Source organism: Thermococcus aciditolerans, from assembly GCF_008152015.1.
Classification (GTDB): domain Archaea; phylum Methanobacteriota_B; class Thermococci; order Thermococcales; family Thermococcaceae; genus Thermococcus; species Thermococcus celericrescens.
The window spans coordinates 991,963-1,007,200 of the sequence record NZ_CP041932.1; the positions used below are offsets into that span (position 1 = coordinate 991,963).

The 15,238-nt window shown below is 55.1% G+C and carries 10 protein-coding genes; 7 read left to right on the forward strand and 3 right to left on the reverse strand.

What is annotated here, in order from left to right:
- Positions 1-38: 38 nt before the first annotated feature.
- From FPV09_RS05470 to FPV09_RS05480, 3 genes are all read right to left on the reverse strand, one after another.
- On the reverse strand, positions 39-1,205 hold the full coding sequence (locus FPV09_RS05470) for a 60S ribosomal export protein NMD3 (protein ID WP_148883708.1): 1,167 nt from the start codon (positions 1,203-1,205) through the stop codon (positions 39-41).
- 45 nt (positions 1,206-1,250) lie between these two features.
- Positions 1,251-1,550 carry a DUF424 domain-containing protein gene (locus tag FPV09_RS05475; RefSeq protein ID WP_058939134.1) on the reverse strand — a complete coding sequence of 100 codons (300 nt, stop codon included), beginning with the start codon at positions 1,548-1,550 and terminating at the stop codon, positions 1,251-1,253.
- An 86-nt stretch (positions 1,551-1,636) separates the two neighbouring features.
- Positions 1,637-5,890, reverse strand: a complete 4,254-nt coding sequence (locus FPV09_RS05480; protein WP_148882662.1) for a S8 family serine peptidase — start codon at positions 5,888-5,890, stop codon at positions 1,637-1,639.
- A gap of 283 nt (positions 5,891-6,173) precedes the next feature.
- On the opposite strand from FPV09_RS05480, the gene FPV09_RS05485 reads away from it, so the two are divergent.
- The 7 genes from FPV09_RS05485 (at position 6,174) to FPV09_RS05515 (ending at position 15,199) form a co-directional block, all read left to right on the forward strand.
- A complete protein-coding gene (locus tag FPV09_RS05485; RefSeq protein ID WP_148882663.1) occupies positions 6,174-6,839 on the forward strand; it encodes a hypothetical protein in 666 nt (221 codons plus the stop codon).
- Positions 6,836-7,840, forward strand: coding sequence for a hypothetical protein (locus FPV09_RS05490; RefSeq protein WP_148882664.1), 1,005 nt, complete (start codon positions 6,836-6,838; stop codon positions 7,838-7,840). Before FPV09_RS05485 ends, FPV09_RS05490 begins: the two co-directional genes overlap by 4 nt.
- Entirely contained in the window at positions 7,837-8,958 is a 1,122-nt protein-coding gene (locus tag FPV09_RS05495; protein ID WP_148882665.1) for a hypothetical protein, read from the forward strand. Before FPV09_RS05490 ends, FPV09_RS05495 begins: the two co-directional genes overlap by 4 nt.
- Positions 8,940-10,349 carry an ArnT family glycosyltransferase gene (locus FPV09_RS05500; RefSeq protein ID WP_148882666.1) on the forward strand — a complete coding sequence of 470 codons (1,410 nt, stop codon included), beginning with the start codon at positions 8,940-8,942 and terminating at the stop codon, positions 10,347-10,349. The genes FPV09_RS05495 and FPV09_RS05500 overlap by 19 nt, the downstream gene beginning before the upstream one ends.
- Before the next feature lie 134 nt (positions 10,350-10,483).
- Positions 10,484-12,835 carry a phosphoenolpyruvate synthase gene (ppsA, locus tag FPV09_RS05505; protein ID WP_148882667.1) on the forward strand — a complete coding sequence of 784 codons (2,352 nt, stop codon included), beginning with the start codon at positions 10,484-10,486 and terminating at the stop codon, positions 12,833-12,835.
- 135 nt (positions 12,836-12,970) lie between these two features.
- A complete protein-coding gene (locus tag FPV09_RS05510; protein ID WP_168194736.1) occupies positions 12,971-14,374 on the forward strand; it encodes an MATE family efflux transporter in 1,404 nt (467 codons plus the stop codon).
- A gap of 33 nt (positions 14,375-14,407) precedes the next feature.
- On the forward strand, positions 14,408-15,199 hold the full coding sequence (locus tag FPV09_RS05515; RefSeq protein ID WP_246112327.1) for a DUF2334 domain-containing protein: 792 nt from the start codon (positions 14,408-14,410) through the stop codon (positions 15,197-15,199).
- Positions 15,200-15,238: the final 39 nt, after the last annotated feature.

The following is a 15,238-nucleotide window of genomic DNA, read 5'->3' on the forward strand; positions in this document are numbered from 1 at the left end:
AAACCTAAGGTTAAAAAGATTGGCGGGACAGAACCGGGTCATTCCTTTCTGCCAAGGAAGTACTTCCTGCCCCCGACCTCCACCATGCGATAGACCTCGCCTTCTCTGAGCTCCATGCGCGGCTTCTCCAGTTCATAGGTTTCATACGTCTCCATGTCCATTAGCTGGACCTCGGTCGGAGTTATACTGGTTACCATGGCTTCCTTTCTTTCGCCCTCCACCGCTTCTATGCCCTCTCGCTTCACGGTCTTCCAGTCGCGGCGCTCCGTCTCACGGGTGACCAGGTTGGTGAGTGTCATACCCTTCCCGTCCACGTTCTCCACGGTGTAAACGTTGCCGCGCCTGTCCATCACCAGGTCACCCCTCTGAAACTTCGGAATCCTGATGCTCACGCTCGCGCGGTGAACCTCTCTGCTGGTCTGTCTGTCAACGCCGACCAGCTCGTAGGCCTCACTTATCGTTCCGCCAAAGCGCTCCTTTATCGCCTGAGCGAGTTTCCTGGCACTTGAAGTCGAGCCCATGTAGAAGTCCATGCCCTCCTCCTTCTCTATGGTGTCCTGGATGAAGCCCATCCTGTCCCTGCGCATTATCTCGTCCACCTTCTCCTCGACGAGTTTTCCTATGGCCTTCCGTTCCTCCTCAGTCAGCGGCCTGCCCTCGGCACGGACCTGGAGTATGGCCTCGAAGTAGCCGCCGAGGAACTTGGAACAGCGCGGACAGACGGTCTGGCGGACATAGACCGTGACGTATCTGGTCTCGTCGTGGAGCTCGCGCTGGAGCTCGTGAATCCTAGCCTTTACACGGACCCCGTAGGTCACTATCGCCGGAAAGTGTTCAAGGTGAAAGTCAGCGGGTTCAAAGGCCACCGCGGCCCGTCCAACTGGAAGCTCGTCAATTTCGTCAAGCTCCTCCGGGGAGACCACCTCGTACTCCACGATTTTCTCGCTGAAAGAATCCTCGAGGGCCTCCAGGAGGGCGTTTTCGGCCACCTCGAATATAAGCTCCTCAAGGTCATAGCTCGCCGGATCAACCCAGACGCCCCTCTTCCTGTAGCTCCCGCAGTTCTGGCAGAGTTCCGTGTTGATTTCCCTCTCAATCAGCAAAACCGGGTTCTCCTTTCTGAAGCAGACCTGGCAGAGTCCGTCTATCAGCGGGCCCCCCTCGCTCTCGCTTATCCCGCACCTGTAGCAGAACCTCTCGCTCATCTCTCTCACCGGTGGTTGGTGCGGGGAGAGGTTTAAAAAGGTAGCTCAGAGGAAGAGCCGGGCCATCTGTGCGTGTGGAACACCCTGAATTCTGAGGACCCTGTCTTCATCAACGTAGCCAAGCTCTATTGCCTTGGAGACACAACGTTCACCGGTAAGATTGGCTATCGTGGCTTCGTGCAGCAGGGGCCCAAGGGCGTCTTCCTCGACCAGTTCCCCCCTATAAAACCGCTCCTTAACTTCAAGCTTGAGGTCGCCCTCCCTGAAGGTCTTCCCGAGGAGCTCCTCATCGCAGGCCGCGAGGAGAACCTCCCCTTGGACTCGGTATATTTTAACGTATATCATGAGCGCCACCGGAGTGAGAAACGCGGACAGGTTTAAAAGAGTTGGTGCAGCGGATAAAAATCGAGAAAGGAAGAAGGTTGAGGGCATCAGCCCTCGGAGTTTTCAATCTCCTCAACGGCCTTCTGGAGTATCTTCACTGCCTTCATCTCGTGGAGATATGCCTGTCTCAGCGGCAGGAGCAGCCTGATGTCCCCGAGGTTGATCAGCAGATTGCCGCCCGCGATTTCCTCTGCAGTCTTGTAGTACTCTGCGGCGGTTTCATTGTGGCTGAGGGCCTGCTGGAGAGTCTCGTTATCGACACCGAGCTCGAGGGCCTTCTGGTAGAGCTCATTGAACTGCTGGAGGTACATGTGGTAGTAGCGGTAGCCGAGGAAGTTGAGGGTCGGAATGGATGACCTAGTCGGCACACTGTACTTTACTGATACAGTGACGGGGGATGCAAATCTAACCTTCACGAAGAGGTAAGTCGCCTTCTCGCCGTCCTCAGTCCACCAGTCGACAAGGTGTCCCTCTGGTTCAGCAGATACCTCCCTAATCTGTGCACCTTTTGGCAGTTTGACCATGATTGTGGCAGTTTTTCCAGTGCTTCCATTGACTGTTAATGTAACCTCACTGCCCTTAACTGTCATGTCCTCCTCTGGGTCGAACTGGACATTGGCTCCTGGCTCTTCTGAGGCAACAGCCGCAGATGGCTTGGTCACAGGTTTAGTTTCGGGTTCACTAACTGTAAGCTTGAAGGAGCCCTCGTAGGTAACAAAGTTGTCGGCGGTTACCGTTACGTCAATATCGTCCTCAAAGCTCGTCGCAGTATAGTTGAACTTGACGGTACCGTTTTCGTTGGTGGTGTACTTAACGCCCTCGATGTCAACGGTCGCATTGGGAACTGGTTCGCCATTTATAGCATTCTTGACTGTAAGTGTGAATTCTTTAGCCTGTCCAATGACAGCACTCTTGGAGTCTATACCGACCGCGAGGGTGGCCTTGTCCACTATGACGGTTATTGGAATCGTGACAATGGTGGTCTCAACTCTGGCAATTTTCTCATCTCCCCAGTAGTTGTATACATCCTGATAAACGTTGTTCTCAACAAGCTCAATGATTCCTGAATAAACTCCCGCCGGCATGTCCTTCTGAACAGTTACGTTGGCGGTTACATCGGCGTTCTCTCCGACTCCGAGGGTAATGCTGTCCTTGTTAAGCTTGATGTTGCCGTTGTCGACAACCATCTGAACAACAAGGTCAAAGGTCGTCGTCGTTGGATTACCGTTCTCATCCTTAACATCAAAGCCGTGAACAACTACGGAGTAGTTTCCGGAGGCTGGATAGTCAACAACTATTTCCTCGTCTGCTGTTGGGTTTCCATCAAGTGCAACTATATTCCCCCCACTGTCGTAGAGGTACAGGTCAAGGTCTGCATCCTTTACGCTTGGATTACCTATCTTTATCTTAAGCTGCCTGGCTCCCTCCGGAACCTCGATGCCCTTTATGAAGTACTCACCGTCGGCAACACTCTCAATGCTTGCGTTGTAGGTTCCAAGACCAATGGCGACGATGCTCGCGTTAATTGGGGCGTAGATGTTCTTGAGGTTTATGCTAAAGGTAAAGTTGGTGTTGTTGTCTCCGTACACCCTGCTGACCTGCCAGACGTCGGGCGTTACGTTGACACCATAGATAGTGGCGGTGTAGTTAGATTCATACAATGGCCCAAAGTTCCATCCATTCCAGACAAGCTCCCAGTTGCCAGGCATAGGGGCCTTAACGACATATGGCTCAGTAGATATTTGGAACGGGAATATATACATCCCAACAGGCATGTATAGCCCATAGTCCCAGTAGCTGGTTGTGGTGTAAAGTGCATCGACGTTTTCAGGAATCCTGAAGAAATGGTGGGTGACCATCTCCGGACCATTCATGTCTTCCCATTTGAGCGTGTAGTTGTTTTCTTCGGTGAAGTTCTCCGGGATGACAATGGTGTTCAAGATCTCATCGTCAATAACTGGAGTAGTTGGGTCATCGATTATTATCCTGCCGACGTAAAGGCCCGGAGCTAAACCGGTAGTGTCGTAGTCAACTGTAAGGACGAAGTCCGTGTTGTTCACAAGGGTAATGCTGCTTACCGGAACCTCTATCCACGGCTCGGTTGCATAGACGTTGAACGTTCTGTACTTGGTGTCCCCGACGTATTTGATGTGCCAGTCAACTGTCTTCGGCACCGAGTTCCTGGCGTAGAGGCCCTTTATGACGTCAACACCAAGGTAGTCAGCGAAGTCACTGTATGATTTGTTCGCCCAGTGGTCAACCATCGGGAGCCTCATTCCAGCCATGGCCTTCAGAAGGTCCCAAGATTTGGTGACGTTTACGAGCCCATGTCCCTGGTCAAGCTCGGTGTACTCCTGCCCAAGGTATGGGTCGCCCTCAAGCCAGGTGGCGCCGCTTTCTAGGGCTTTCTTTATCTTCTCCGGGCAGTAGTCTACCCCCTCGGCCTTTGCGCCGCTGATGAGCAGGGCAACGACACCGCTGACGTGGGGAGTTGCCATTGAGGTTCCAGACATAAACCCTGCGCCATCTCCCCACATTGGAAGTGAGGAATAGATGCCATATCCCGGAGCAACGATGTCAGGCTTCATTGTTCCATCGACTCTTGGACCTCTACTTGAGAAGAATGCCATCCTGACGTTAGTGTACGCAGGGAAGAAATAAAACCCATATGTATCTGAATACTCCAAGACCTGTGAAATATAAACTCCGACATTTATCGGAACGGCCGCCGCTCCAACAGTAATAGCCCCAGATGCAACGCCTGGACTTCCAACGATGTTTATACCCGGCCCCTCGTTGCCGGCCGCTATGACGAACACAACGCCGTACTTTTTGGTCAGCTCATCAACAGCAAGACTCTCTGGGTCAGTGCCATCAAGGAGCGGAGCGTTTCCGCCAAGGCTCATGCTTATGACATCAGCACCATGGGTTGCAGCATAAGTCATGCCATTGATAATCATCCAATCTTGACCGCTTCCAGCACTTGTAAGTACTCTAACTGCCATTATCTGCGCCCCGGGAGCAACTCCTTGGGTGGTGTTCGTAGTAACGTTGGTATAATCCCAGCCATAAAGTCTTGAAAATACATCCCATTCCCCCGAATACACACTAAGCCAGTCCCATGCATCGTTGTTGCTGTCGTAGCCCGCTATAGTTCCGGCAACGTGAGTTCCGTGCTCACCACCGTCCCATCCGAAGACAGCATAGCTTCCACTGAGGTCTATCTCTGCCAGAACGTAGTTGAGTGGGCCATAGCCTGAGTAACTGAAGACCGCCACATCGTAAGTCATGTTGTACTGCCCAAGTGGCACCTCATCTGTGAAGTCGAAGTCAAGGTCAGTATCAACGTATGCCACATCATAGCCATTCCCGCTTGAGTTAACGAGAAGCACCGGGTAAAAGTCGTCGGTGTCGCCGTCAAAGTTCAGGTCGAAGTACCTCTCCGGGAGGAGACCAAAGTGATAAACTCCGTTGGCGGAGGTTATGCCGCTGATTGTGACGTTGTCTATGTGCAGAGTCTCGGTAACGTACTCCATGTAGCCGGTCGAGCTGTTTACTTTGAGGCCAGCGAAGACGACAAACGTCTTGTTTATTATAAGGACACCATTGGTAACATTGTCAAACTGGTACTGGGTATCCACATATCCCTCGTCCGTAAAGTCCCGCCAGTCTATGATCTTTTTCTTCCCCTCCGGAGTTATGTTCAGGAAAGGGTGATTCGGGTCAACTCCTGTGTCAAGAACCGCAACAACGGTTCCGTTTCCATCATAACCAATGTCCTGTATAAACTGGAGGGCGTTTATAGCCCATGTGCTGTTGTACATCTTAGGTTCAACTTTCTCTGAAGGTGTAGCGGTTTTAACTGAGGAAAGCTCTTTGAGGTCAGGGGGTACAATCTTCCGTTCCTTGTTCAACCACGCCCTCTCAAGCACTGAAACGTAGTTCAGTCCCGTAACCTTCTCAGGCTTTATTTTGATAAGAAGCATGTTGAGAACCCTGTTCTCATCTAGTACCTTTGCACCAAGCTTTGAGAGCTCCTCCTTTGCCTGCTCAAGCTTTCCGTCCTGGACCTTGACTATGAGAACCATGTTAGGCTGTCCCGCCATCACAGCGTTTAGAGCAGCCCTTGCCACTTCCTTAGAAACCACCTGATGGTACATGGGTTGAGGATTCCCACTGCTTGGAGAAACCGATTCATCAGTTGGAGCTACCGTACTTGCGGATATTACTGGCAACGCTGCCGGAACCACCGCCAGCACCATCACTACAACAATCAAAAGACTCAAGGCCTTCCGATTCATCCTGACACCTCCATATTGTAATGGTCATCCATACTGTAAAGGTCGCATAGATATAAAGATTTCGTTCTTTGGAGTGACCTAACAGGCTTAGTCACACATGTAATACCTGTGGTGGCTAGTTATAGACATCAAAGATCGTATCGTATCGCGCCAATCGCCATGAAATAACACTATACCATGTGATTTGAAGAATACCGCACCAATGAGGGATGTGAAATTCACCAAAACATATAAAACTGAGCAGAGCAGCACATGAATCTAGCGGATAGCGTGGTGAGAACGTATGGACAGAGAGAAGGTTTTGGCCGCTGTTGTGATCGTGGCGATCCTCGGATTGGCCCTCAACTACTACACACAGCACTATCAGGGCGGCGAAATATACGAAGCCGCCAACCATGCCTTTGGACTCCTGACCAAGGGATTCAACGTAACGATAATCGTGGAGACCGTTGAAGGCGAGACCGTTACCGGAACACTTCTGAGCGTCCAGGGATCAACGATAAACATCATATCCGATGGAAAGGTGCTGAGCGTGGGCGGTCCAAGTGCCACGAAGGAAGACCTCAGGGCCAGGCTCATAAAGGTGGACTACCGCGGAAAGGTCTACGTCTACGAGCTTCCCCCGCGGCTGGGGGAGCTGAATGGCATAATCGATAACATAACCGTTGACGCCTACTCCGAGAGGTTCAGCGGCATAATCTACATAGAGGGAGAGATAAGCCCAATACAGCTCGGGATGCTCAAGTACCGGGCCGACTACCTCTCATACGGCTCCGTCACGATAAACCAGGTGAGCGGCAACGGGGCGGTTATAAGTACCAACATGGTGCCGATAGAGTTTCTCAAGGAGTCCCTTGGCGACTACAGGGTGTACCTCTACGGGACACTCTGCGTGAACTCGGAGGAGAGAAACCTGCCCCTGAAGATCATTGAGGTGAGGACTGGATGAAGAGACTGCCCCTCCTCATCCCCCTGCTGTTCATTGGATTCATATCCCTCGGTCTGGCAGAGCCGAAGACGATGGCGATGGGCGTGGCGTTTGCAGTTTCAATAATCCTAGGAATTTACAGGGGAGCCGAGATAGGATGGGACGACCTGGGGCTGGATATCGATGAGAGGTACATAGTATGGGCGTTCTGGATCTCGATAGCGATAATAGGGCTGCAGATTCTGATGCTTCGGAGCGTTCCACTACTCCACCCCTCCGTGAGGACCAGCCTCAACCCCAGACTCACTGCATTGACTTATTTCCTCGGCGTGCCCTCCAGCGTATACCTGTTCCTGAGGGGAAGGAGATACGCCCTGATGTATCCCATTGCGGTTGCGCTCTACGCCTACAGAACCCCCGTCCTCGTCAGCGTTATAGCCCTCGGCGCCGCATACTACGAAGGGATGAGGGGAGGGGGAAGGATCAGACTCCAACACGCTGCCGCTGCCATAGTGGCCCTCATCATCCTTGGGCTTGGGGTAACATTCCTCAGGGGCGAAACACTGGGAAGCCTGTGGATCCGTGTTCAGAGTTCGACTTCAGTCCTGGATATAATAGTGTGGAGGGCAGGGTGGAACGGCCTCTACCACGGCTACCTCCAGTGGTCTGGAATAAAATCGTACCTAGCAGGGGGATATTCGCCCAGAGGACTTGTGGCTAAGTTCCTCTACGTGCACACGGGCGTCACCATAACTCCCACCCTCCTAGGAGGCATGTATCTGGACTTTGGAGTGTTTGCTGTCATCGAGGGATTTCTGCTCGGCGTTTACTACGGGATGATTGGAAGGGCAGTTCATCCGGTTACGATGACCCTCTACTATTCAACCCTGGCCTACGGTATCGTCGGCGTCGAGACCGGGATACTCGACCTCCCGGTGTACCTTCTCTTCGGCCTCGGGGCGTACATAATCATCACAGGGTGGAGGAGCGCCAAGAGGGAACCCGGTGGGATCGGGTCATGAGGCTCAGCACCGTCTTCTGGGCGTCGGCCATTCTTTACCTCATCACGGCCCTGATTTCAAAAACCGTGTACTCAGACCTCCTGCCCGGGCCTGGGACGGCACCCCTGGCATACGCACTGACGTTTATCGGGGTTATCGCGGTTTCGTATCATCTGAGCGGAAAGCTGGGGGATGGTTACAAGACCAAGCTTTACCTGGCGGTGCTGGTTGTTGTTCTGTCCCTCCTTGGGTGGTGGGGCCTCATCCTGGCACTGGCCATAATCGGAGCCACGGAGGTGATTATATACTACGAAGCGCGCGGCGTTGAGAGTAACCCCGAGAACGCCCGCAGAGAGCTCCGGATCATCCTGACCTTCGTCGTACTCGTGCTCTTCATAATACCCGTAGCCGCGGGGGCCGTGCCCCTCCTCAGACCGGAGGCAAGGTACTCCGTTTTCAGGCTGTTCTACCTTGCAGCGGGTTACTTCACGGTTGTGGTGCTGTCCCTGAAGCCGGACTTCAGGATGTTCCTCCTGGGGGAGACAATAGCGGCGGTCTCGACCTTCCGGACGGTGGGACTGGCTGTGGCATTGGCCTACTTCCTGCGGATGGTGCAGCGGGGAAATGCAAAGACGGGCATCCGGGGGAGGAGGCGCTACTTCATAATTGGAGCCGTGCTCCTAACCCTCCTCGCGGTGTTTGTGATAAGGTACTACACCACCGTTCGGACGTATCCCGGATGGAGCCTGGGATTCTTTGAGACCCTTCTCTACAGACCCGGTGTGACGTACACAGTTTACGAAAGGCTCTTTTACCTCGGGATGCCCTGGGGGGAGAGGGGAATACTGTTCTCAACCGATCCCAAGGGCTACGTCGGCTCCCTCTTTGGGCGGGACGTCGGGTACACATACACGCTTTTCGGCCAGCCCGCCTACGATTTCGGGCTCCTTGGACTGATTGAGGGGGCCTTCCTGGGGATGGCACTCGCGGACGCGGAGAGAAGAAGACCAACCGCGGTCCTGTCGGTGACCCTCATGACCCTGATGGTTCCTATAGGGGTGGACGCGTTCTTCCTCTCAGCCATGGCTTTCCTGGCGTATCTGTCAGTGGAGGTGGATGTATGGAAAAGAAGTCACTGATATTCCTGGTTCCATTCCTCCTGGCCCTGTGCGTCAGCCTGCTGACGATGCCCCCATCAAACACCATAACATACGACGGCGCGCTTTACATAGACATAGCAAGGAACCTCGCGGAGGACATCACGGACTTCACCTACCAGGGGATCTACATGATGTACCGGCCGCCGCTCTACCCGTACACTCTCTCGCTTCCATACCACTCCATCCATGAGCCATACGCACAGCTCACCGTTGCCCGGACAGTCTCGATGCTGTTCTTCGCATTAACCGCAGCGCTGACCTACCTGCTCACGGTGGAGATGTTCGGGGACCCCTTCAAAGGCATCGCCGCGAGTCTGTTCTACATCTTCAACCCCCTGGCGTTCACCATGGCAACCAGGGAGCTCGTGCACAGCGAATTTACATTCTTCTACACCCTGGCGGTCTATCTGCTCTACACGGGCAGAAAGAGAGGCGTCCCATACAGGATATACCTATCCTTCGTATCCGCGGGCCTCGCCATCCTGACCCGCTACACCGGGCTTTCCATACTCGGAGTATTCCTCGCATATCTGTGGCTCACAGATCACTGGGAATGGGTCAAAAAGAGGGAGTACTGGGTTGGCTTCATCCTCCTCGGCCTCACCCTCGCCCCATGGCTTTACATGGGTAATCTGCACTACGGCGGTCCCTTCAGACCGTTCAGCGTGGCATCGAGGGTGGTGACGCTCGACAGGCCCGTTTCGGTTTCGGACTACCTGCACCTGCTCCGTGAGGACGTTGGCCTTCTGCTCCCGGCACTCGCAGTCCTGGGCTTCATCAGGCTCAAAAAGGATGACAAAGGCTGGCTGCTCATAAGCTGGCTCTTCGTGGGCCTCATGGGAATACTGACGGTCACCCACAAGGAGACGCGCTTCATAACATTCCTCTCACCGGCGATTGGGATACTGGCGGCGGAGGGAGTGTGGCTGGCCGGGGACATCATCACGGCAGTCTCCGAGAGAACAGGAAGGAGAATCGGGGTAGGCCGCACGGCCCTTGTCGTTCTCATCCTGTCGCTGATACTAACGGTGCCAATAGCCACCCGGGCGGGGGGATTAAAGGAGACGTGGAACGAATTCGGGAGATACCAGTCGGAGGTCATAGGCTACGCCGTAATAAACTACGATGGGGAAAGAATCCTCGTCTCACCCGACATGTACACGGTGGCGGGCTTCTACTACCCCCACGCCGCCGTGGAGATGCTGCTCGACAGGAAGAGCGTCCGCGACAAAATCTCCAGGGGGTACTACGACACCATTATACTGAAGGAGCCGACGGACCATCTCAACATCGAGGAGAGCGGAAACTATGATCTGGCTATGGAGTTCTACGACGGAAAGTTCAAGATATACATCAAAAAGAAGGATTAGGGTACCTTAAAGCGCCGATGGACACATTAGCTTTCCCTTTCATTCCTGTACGCTGGAGAACACCTCTGGATAGTTAATTTTAAATATGAACCTTCGATATATCACCCGCAGTAAACGATTGTGGAGGGATTCGCATGAGCGAATACAAGTTTATAAGATGGTTTGAGGACCTCAGGAAGACCGACGTTCCCCTCGTCGGTGGAAAGGGTGCCAACCTCGGAGAAATGACCAACGCGGGAATACCCGTCCCGCCCGGATTCTGTGTTACCGCCGAGGCCTACAAGTACTTCGTCGAGAACGTTAAGCTTGAGGACGGTACCGTTCTCCAGGACTGGATTATGGGCGTCATCGCCGAGACCAACGTCGATGACAGCAAGCAGCTCCAGGAGAACACCGCCAAGATCAGGCAGAAGATAATCGAGCTCCCGATGCTCCCCGAGATCGCCCAGGAGATTGAGGACGCTTACAAGAAGCTCAGCGCCAGGTACAACAAGGACGCCGTTTACGTCGCCGTTAGGAGCTCCGCTACCGCCGAGGACCTCCCGGAGGCTTCCTTCGCCGGCCAGCAGGAGACCTACCTCGACGTCTACGGCGTTGATGACGTTATAGACAAGGTCAAGAAGTGCTGGGCCAGCCTCTGGACTGCCAGGGCTACCTTCTACAGGGCCAAGCAGGGCTTCGATCACAGCAAGGTTTACCTCAGCGCCGTCGTCCAGAAGATGGTCAACAGCGAGACCAGCGGTGTCATGTTCACCGCCAACCCTGTCACCAACGACAGGAGCGAGATAATGATCAACGCCGCCTGGGGCCTCGGTGAGGCCGTCGTCAGCGGCAGCGTTTCCCCGGACGAGTACATCGTCGAGAAGGGCACCTGGAAGATAAAGGAGAAGTACATCGCCAAGAAGGAGGTCATGGTCGTCCGCAACCCGGAGACCGGCAAGGGCACCGTTTACGTCAAGGTCGCCGACCACCTCGGCCCCGAGTGGGTTGAGAAGCAGGTTCTCACCGAGGAGCAGATCATCGAGGTCGCCAAGATCGGTGCCAAGATCGAGGAGCACTACGGCTGGCCGCAGGACATCGAGTGGGCCTACGACAAGGACGACGGCAAGCTTTACATCGTCCAGTCCAGGCCGATCACCACCCTTAAGGATGAGGTTAAGACGGAGGAGGCTGAGATGACCGAGGAGATGAACGTCATTCTCAAGGGTCTTGGAGCTTCACCCGGCGTTGGTGCCGGTAAGGTTGTCGTCATATTCGAGGCGAGCGAGATCGACAAGGTCAAGGAGGGCGACGTCCTCGTCACCACCATGACCAACCCGGACATGGTCCCGGCCATGAAGAGGGCCAGCGCCATCGTTACCGACGAGGGCGGAAGGACCTGCCACGCCGCTATCGTTAGTAGGGAGCTCGGCATCCCGGCCGTCGTCGGTACCAAGGAGGCCACCAAGCTCCTCAAGGACGGCATGCTCGTCACCGTCGACGGTACCAGGGGTGTCGTCTACGAGGGCATAGTCAAGAGCCTCGTCAAGAAGGAGGAGGAAGAGAAGGCTGGAGGCCAGGTCGTCGTTGCCGGTGCCCCGCTCGTCACCGCCACCGAGGTCAAGGTCAACGTCTCCATGCCGGAGGTCGCTGAGCGCGCTGCAGCCACCGGCGCCGACGGTGTCGGTCTCCTCAGGGCTGAGCACATGATCCTCGGCATAGGCGCCCACCCGATCAAGTTCATCAGGGAGGGCAAGGAGGAGGAGCTCGTCGAGAAGCTCGTCGAGGGCATCAGGACCGTCGTCGAGGCCTTCTACCCGAGGCGCGTCTGGTACAGGACCCTCGACGCCCCGACCAACGAGTTCCGCGAGCTTCCGGGCGGAGAGGAGGAGCCGGACGAGAGGAACCCGATGCTCGGCTGGAGAGGAATCAGGCGCGGTCTCGACCAGCCGGAGCTCCTCAGGGCCGAGTTCAAGGCCATCAAGAGGCTCGTCGACGAGGGCTACGACAACATCGGCGTCATGCTCCCGCTCGTCAGCCACCCTGAGCAGGTCAGGAAGGCCAAGGAGATCGCCCTTGAGGTCGGCCTCGTTCCGCACAAGGACGTCGAGTGGGGCGTCATGATCGAGACCCCGGCCAGCGCCCTCATCATCGAGGACCTCATCAAGGAGGGCCTTGACTTCGTCAGCTTCGGTACCAACGACCTCACCCAGTACACCCTCGCCATCGACAGGGACAACGAGCGCGTCTTCAAGCTCTACGACGAGAAGCACCCGGCCGTTCTCAAGCTCATCGAGAACGTCATCAAGACCTGCAAGAAGTACGGCGTCGAGACCAGCATCTGCGGCCAGGCCGGCAGCGACCCGAGGATGGTCAAGCTCCTCGTCAGGCTCGGCATCGACAGCGTCAGCGCCAACCCGGACGCCGTCGAGCTCGTCAGGAAGACCGTCGCCAGGGAAGAGGCCAGGCTCAGGCTCGAGGCCGCCAGGAAGGCCCTCCGCGAGTGAAGCCTTTTGGCTTCCTCTTTTCTATCTATTCGTTTTTGATAGACATTTTCTGAACCTTGATATCGCCGTTCTTCCCCGAGCTGGCTCTTTTATCCACCATAAGCCTTTTATACACACGTTTCGATAGCCATCTCAATGAGGCGTGAAGTAGAGGCAATGCGAGAGCAGATCATCAGCGGACCCATAGCCAAGACCCTCATCGTGCTAGCCTATCCTCTAATCGTAAACCAGCTCGTTCAGGTTCTGTACAACCTCACCGACACATACTGGCTGGGCAAGCTTGGAAGGGAGGAGCTTGCCGCCCCGGGAACGGCGTGGCCGCTGGTATGGTTTTTCATGGCCATAGGAATGGGGTTTGCAACCGCCGGCTTCGCCTTCGTCAGCCAGTACGTCGGGGCCAGAGAGTACGACAAGGCCAACCGCGCGGCGGGAGCACTCTACTCCCTCATGATGCTCTTCGCGATTGGAGTTGGGATATTCGGCGTCATCTCCGCCCCGTATCTCCTCGAGTTCATGAACGTGAGCGATACCGTCTATCCCTACGCACTCAACTACACCCGCGTCATCTTCGCTGGAATACCCTTCGCCTTCACGCTCTTTGCCTTCAACTTCCTCCTGAGGGCTATAGGCGACACCAAAACACCGGTCAAGATAAACATAGCCACCGTGCTTCTTAATTTGGTCTTGGATCCCTTCCTAATATTCGGCTGGGGGCCGTTTCCGGAGCTTGGAGTCGTCGGTGCTGCCGTAGCCACGATGTTCTCCAACAGCCTCGGCTCGCTCGTTGGCGGATACCTCCTCTTCAAAGGAAAGGTGGGAATACACCTAACAATAGAGGGCCTGAAGCCGGATTGGGAGTTCTACAAGCGCATCTTCCGCGTAGGCATACCCTCGAGCATAGGCTCGTCCACCACCGCCCTCGGCTTCGTCATCCTCACCAGGATAATCTTCACCCTGGGCGGCCAGTTCGGAGACGCCGACGTGGCCTTTGCGACCTACTCCATAACCAACAGGCTCACCAACTTCATGTTCGCCTTCTCGGACGGAATAAGCATGGCCATGGGTACGATGGTCGGCCAGACCGTTGGGGCAAAGCTCTACGAGAGGGCCAAAACCATAGCTGAGAAGACAATGGCGATAAACTTTGCCATCCTGAGCGTTGGGACGCTCCTCTTCGCCATCTTCCGCGTCGAGATATTCAGCTTCTTCATCAAGGACCCGGCGATAATAGCGGAGAGCGCAAAGGTCGTCAAGTACTTCTCCGCATCGCTGCCCTTCTTCGGCATATTCTCGGCGGTAAACAACGTCTTCCAGAGTTCAGGACACACCAAGAAGAGCATGGTGCTGAGCATGCTCCGCCTCTGGGGGCTGAGGCTTCCCCTCAGCTACGGCCTTGGAATCCTCGTGAAGGACACCGCCGGAATGTGGCTGGGAATGGGCCTGAGCAACGTTCTCGGCGCGGTTGTTGCTCTCGCCTGGTTCCTGACCGGGAGCTGGATGAGCCGCATCATAGAGGAGGGGCACTCCCAGAGACAGTAAACCTTTTATCATTCAGATGCAGAGCATCATCAGGTGAACCCCTTGGGGACCAGGCGCCTCGCCCTCATGCTCATCATCCTGGCCGTTCTGACGGTCGTAGCCGGGAGCGTCACTCATCACGCCCCGTACACTCCCCCACCGGACGAAGAGGGACAGAAAACCCTCAACGAGCGGCCATTAATCCTCGTCCACGACGTCACTCCGTATTACTTCGATGACCTCAGGCAGATTATAGCGGTTCTCGATGAGTACAACTACTCCAACAGGACCGTTCTTTTCGTGATTCCGGTCTTTGACACCACCCACTACTGGGACGAGTGGAGCCTCCGGAACCACCCCGATTTTGTGAACTATCTCCATGAACTCCAGCGGAGGGGCTACCGGGTGGAGCTCCACGGCTACGGGCACACCTACCACGAGTTCAACTGCTCCTACGAGACGGCAAACGGGAAGCTTGACAATGCCACCGCCCTAATGAACTCCCTCGGGTTCGGCAACCTCACCCTTTTCCTCCCGCCCGCGTGGGCGCTCAACAACGAATCCCTCCGGGCCATTCTGGAGCACAACCTCACCGTTGTCATGCCCAACTGGCTCATACTTCCCAACGGAACCCGGCAGAGGATATGGAACCGTGAGTACACGTGGTATATAGGCGAGAACCAGGTGGATGACAGACTGTCCGTCGCCCTCCATGACTACAGGAAAGCATCTGAGGATGGGATTCCCTTCTACCTCTCGGTTCATCCGGGAGTGGTCAACCAGGGGGGCGGGCTTGACTTCCTGAGGGCGTTTTTGAGGACAATCTGCGGCCAGAAAAAATCATAAACCTTTTATAGCAGCGTTTCGATTGCGGTCTGAGTGAAG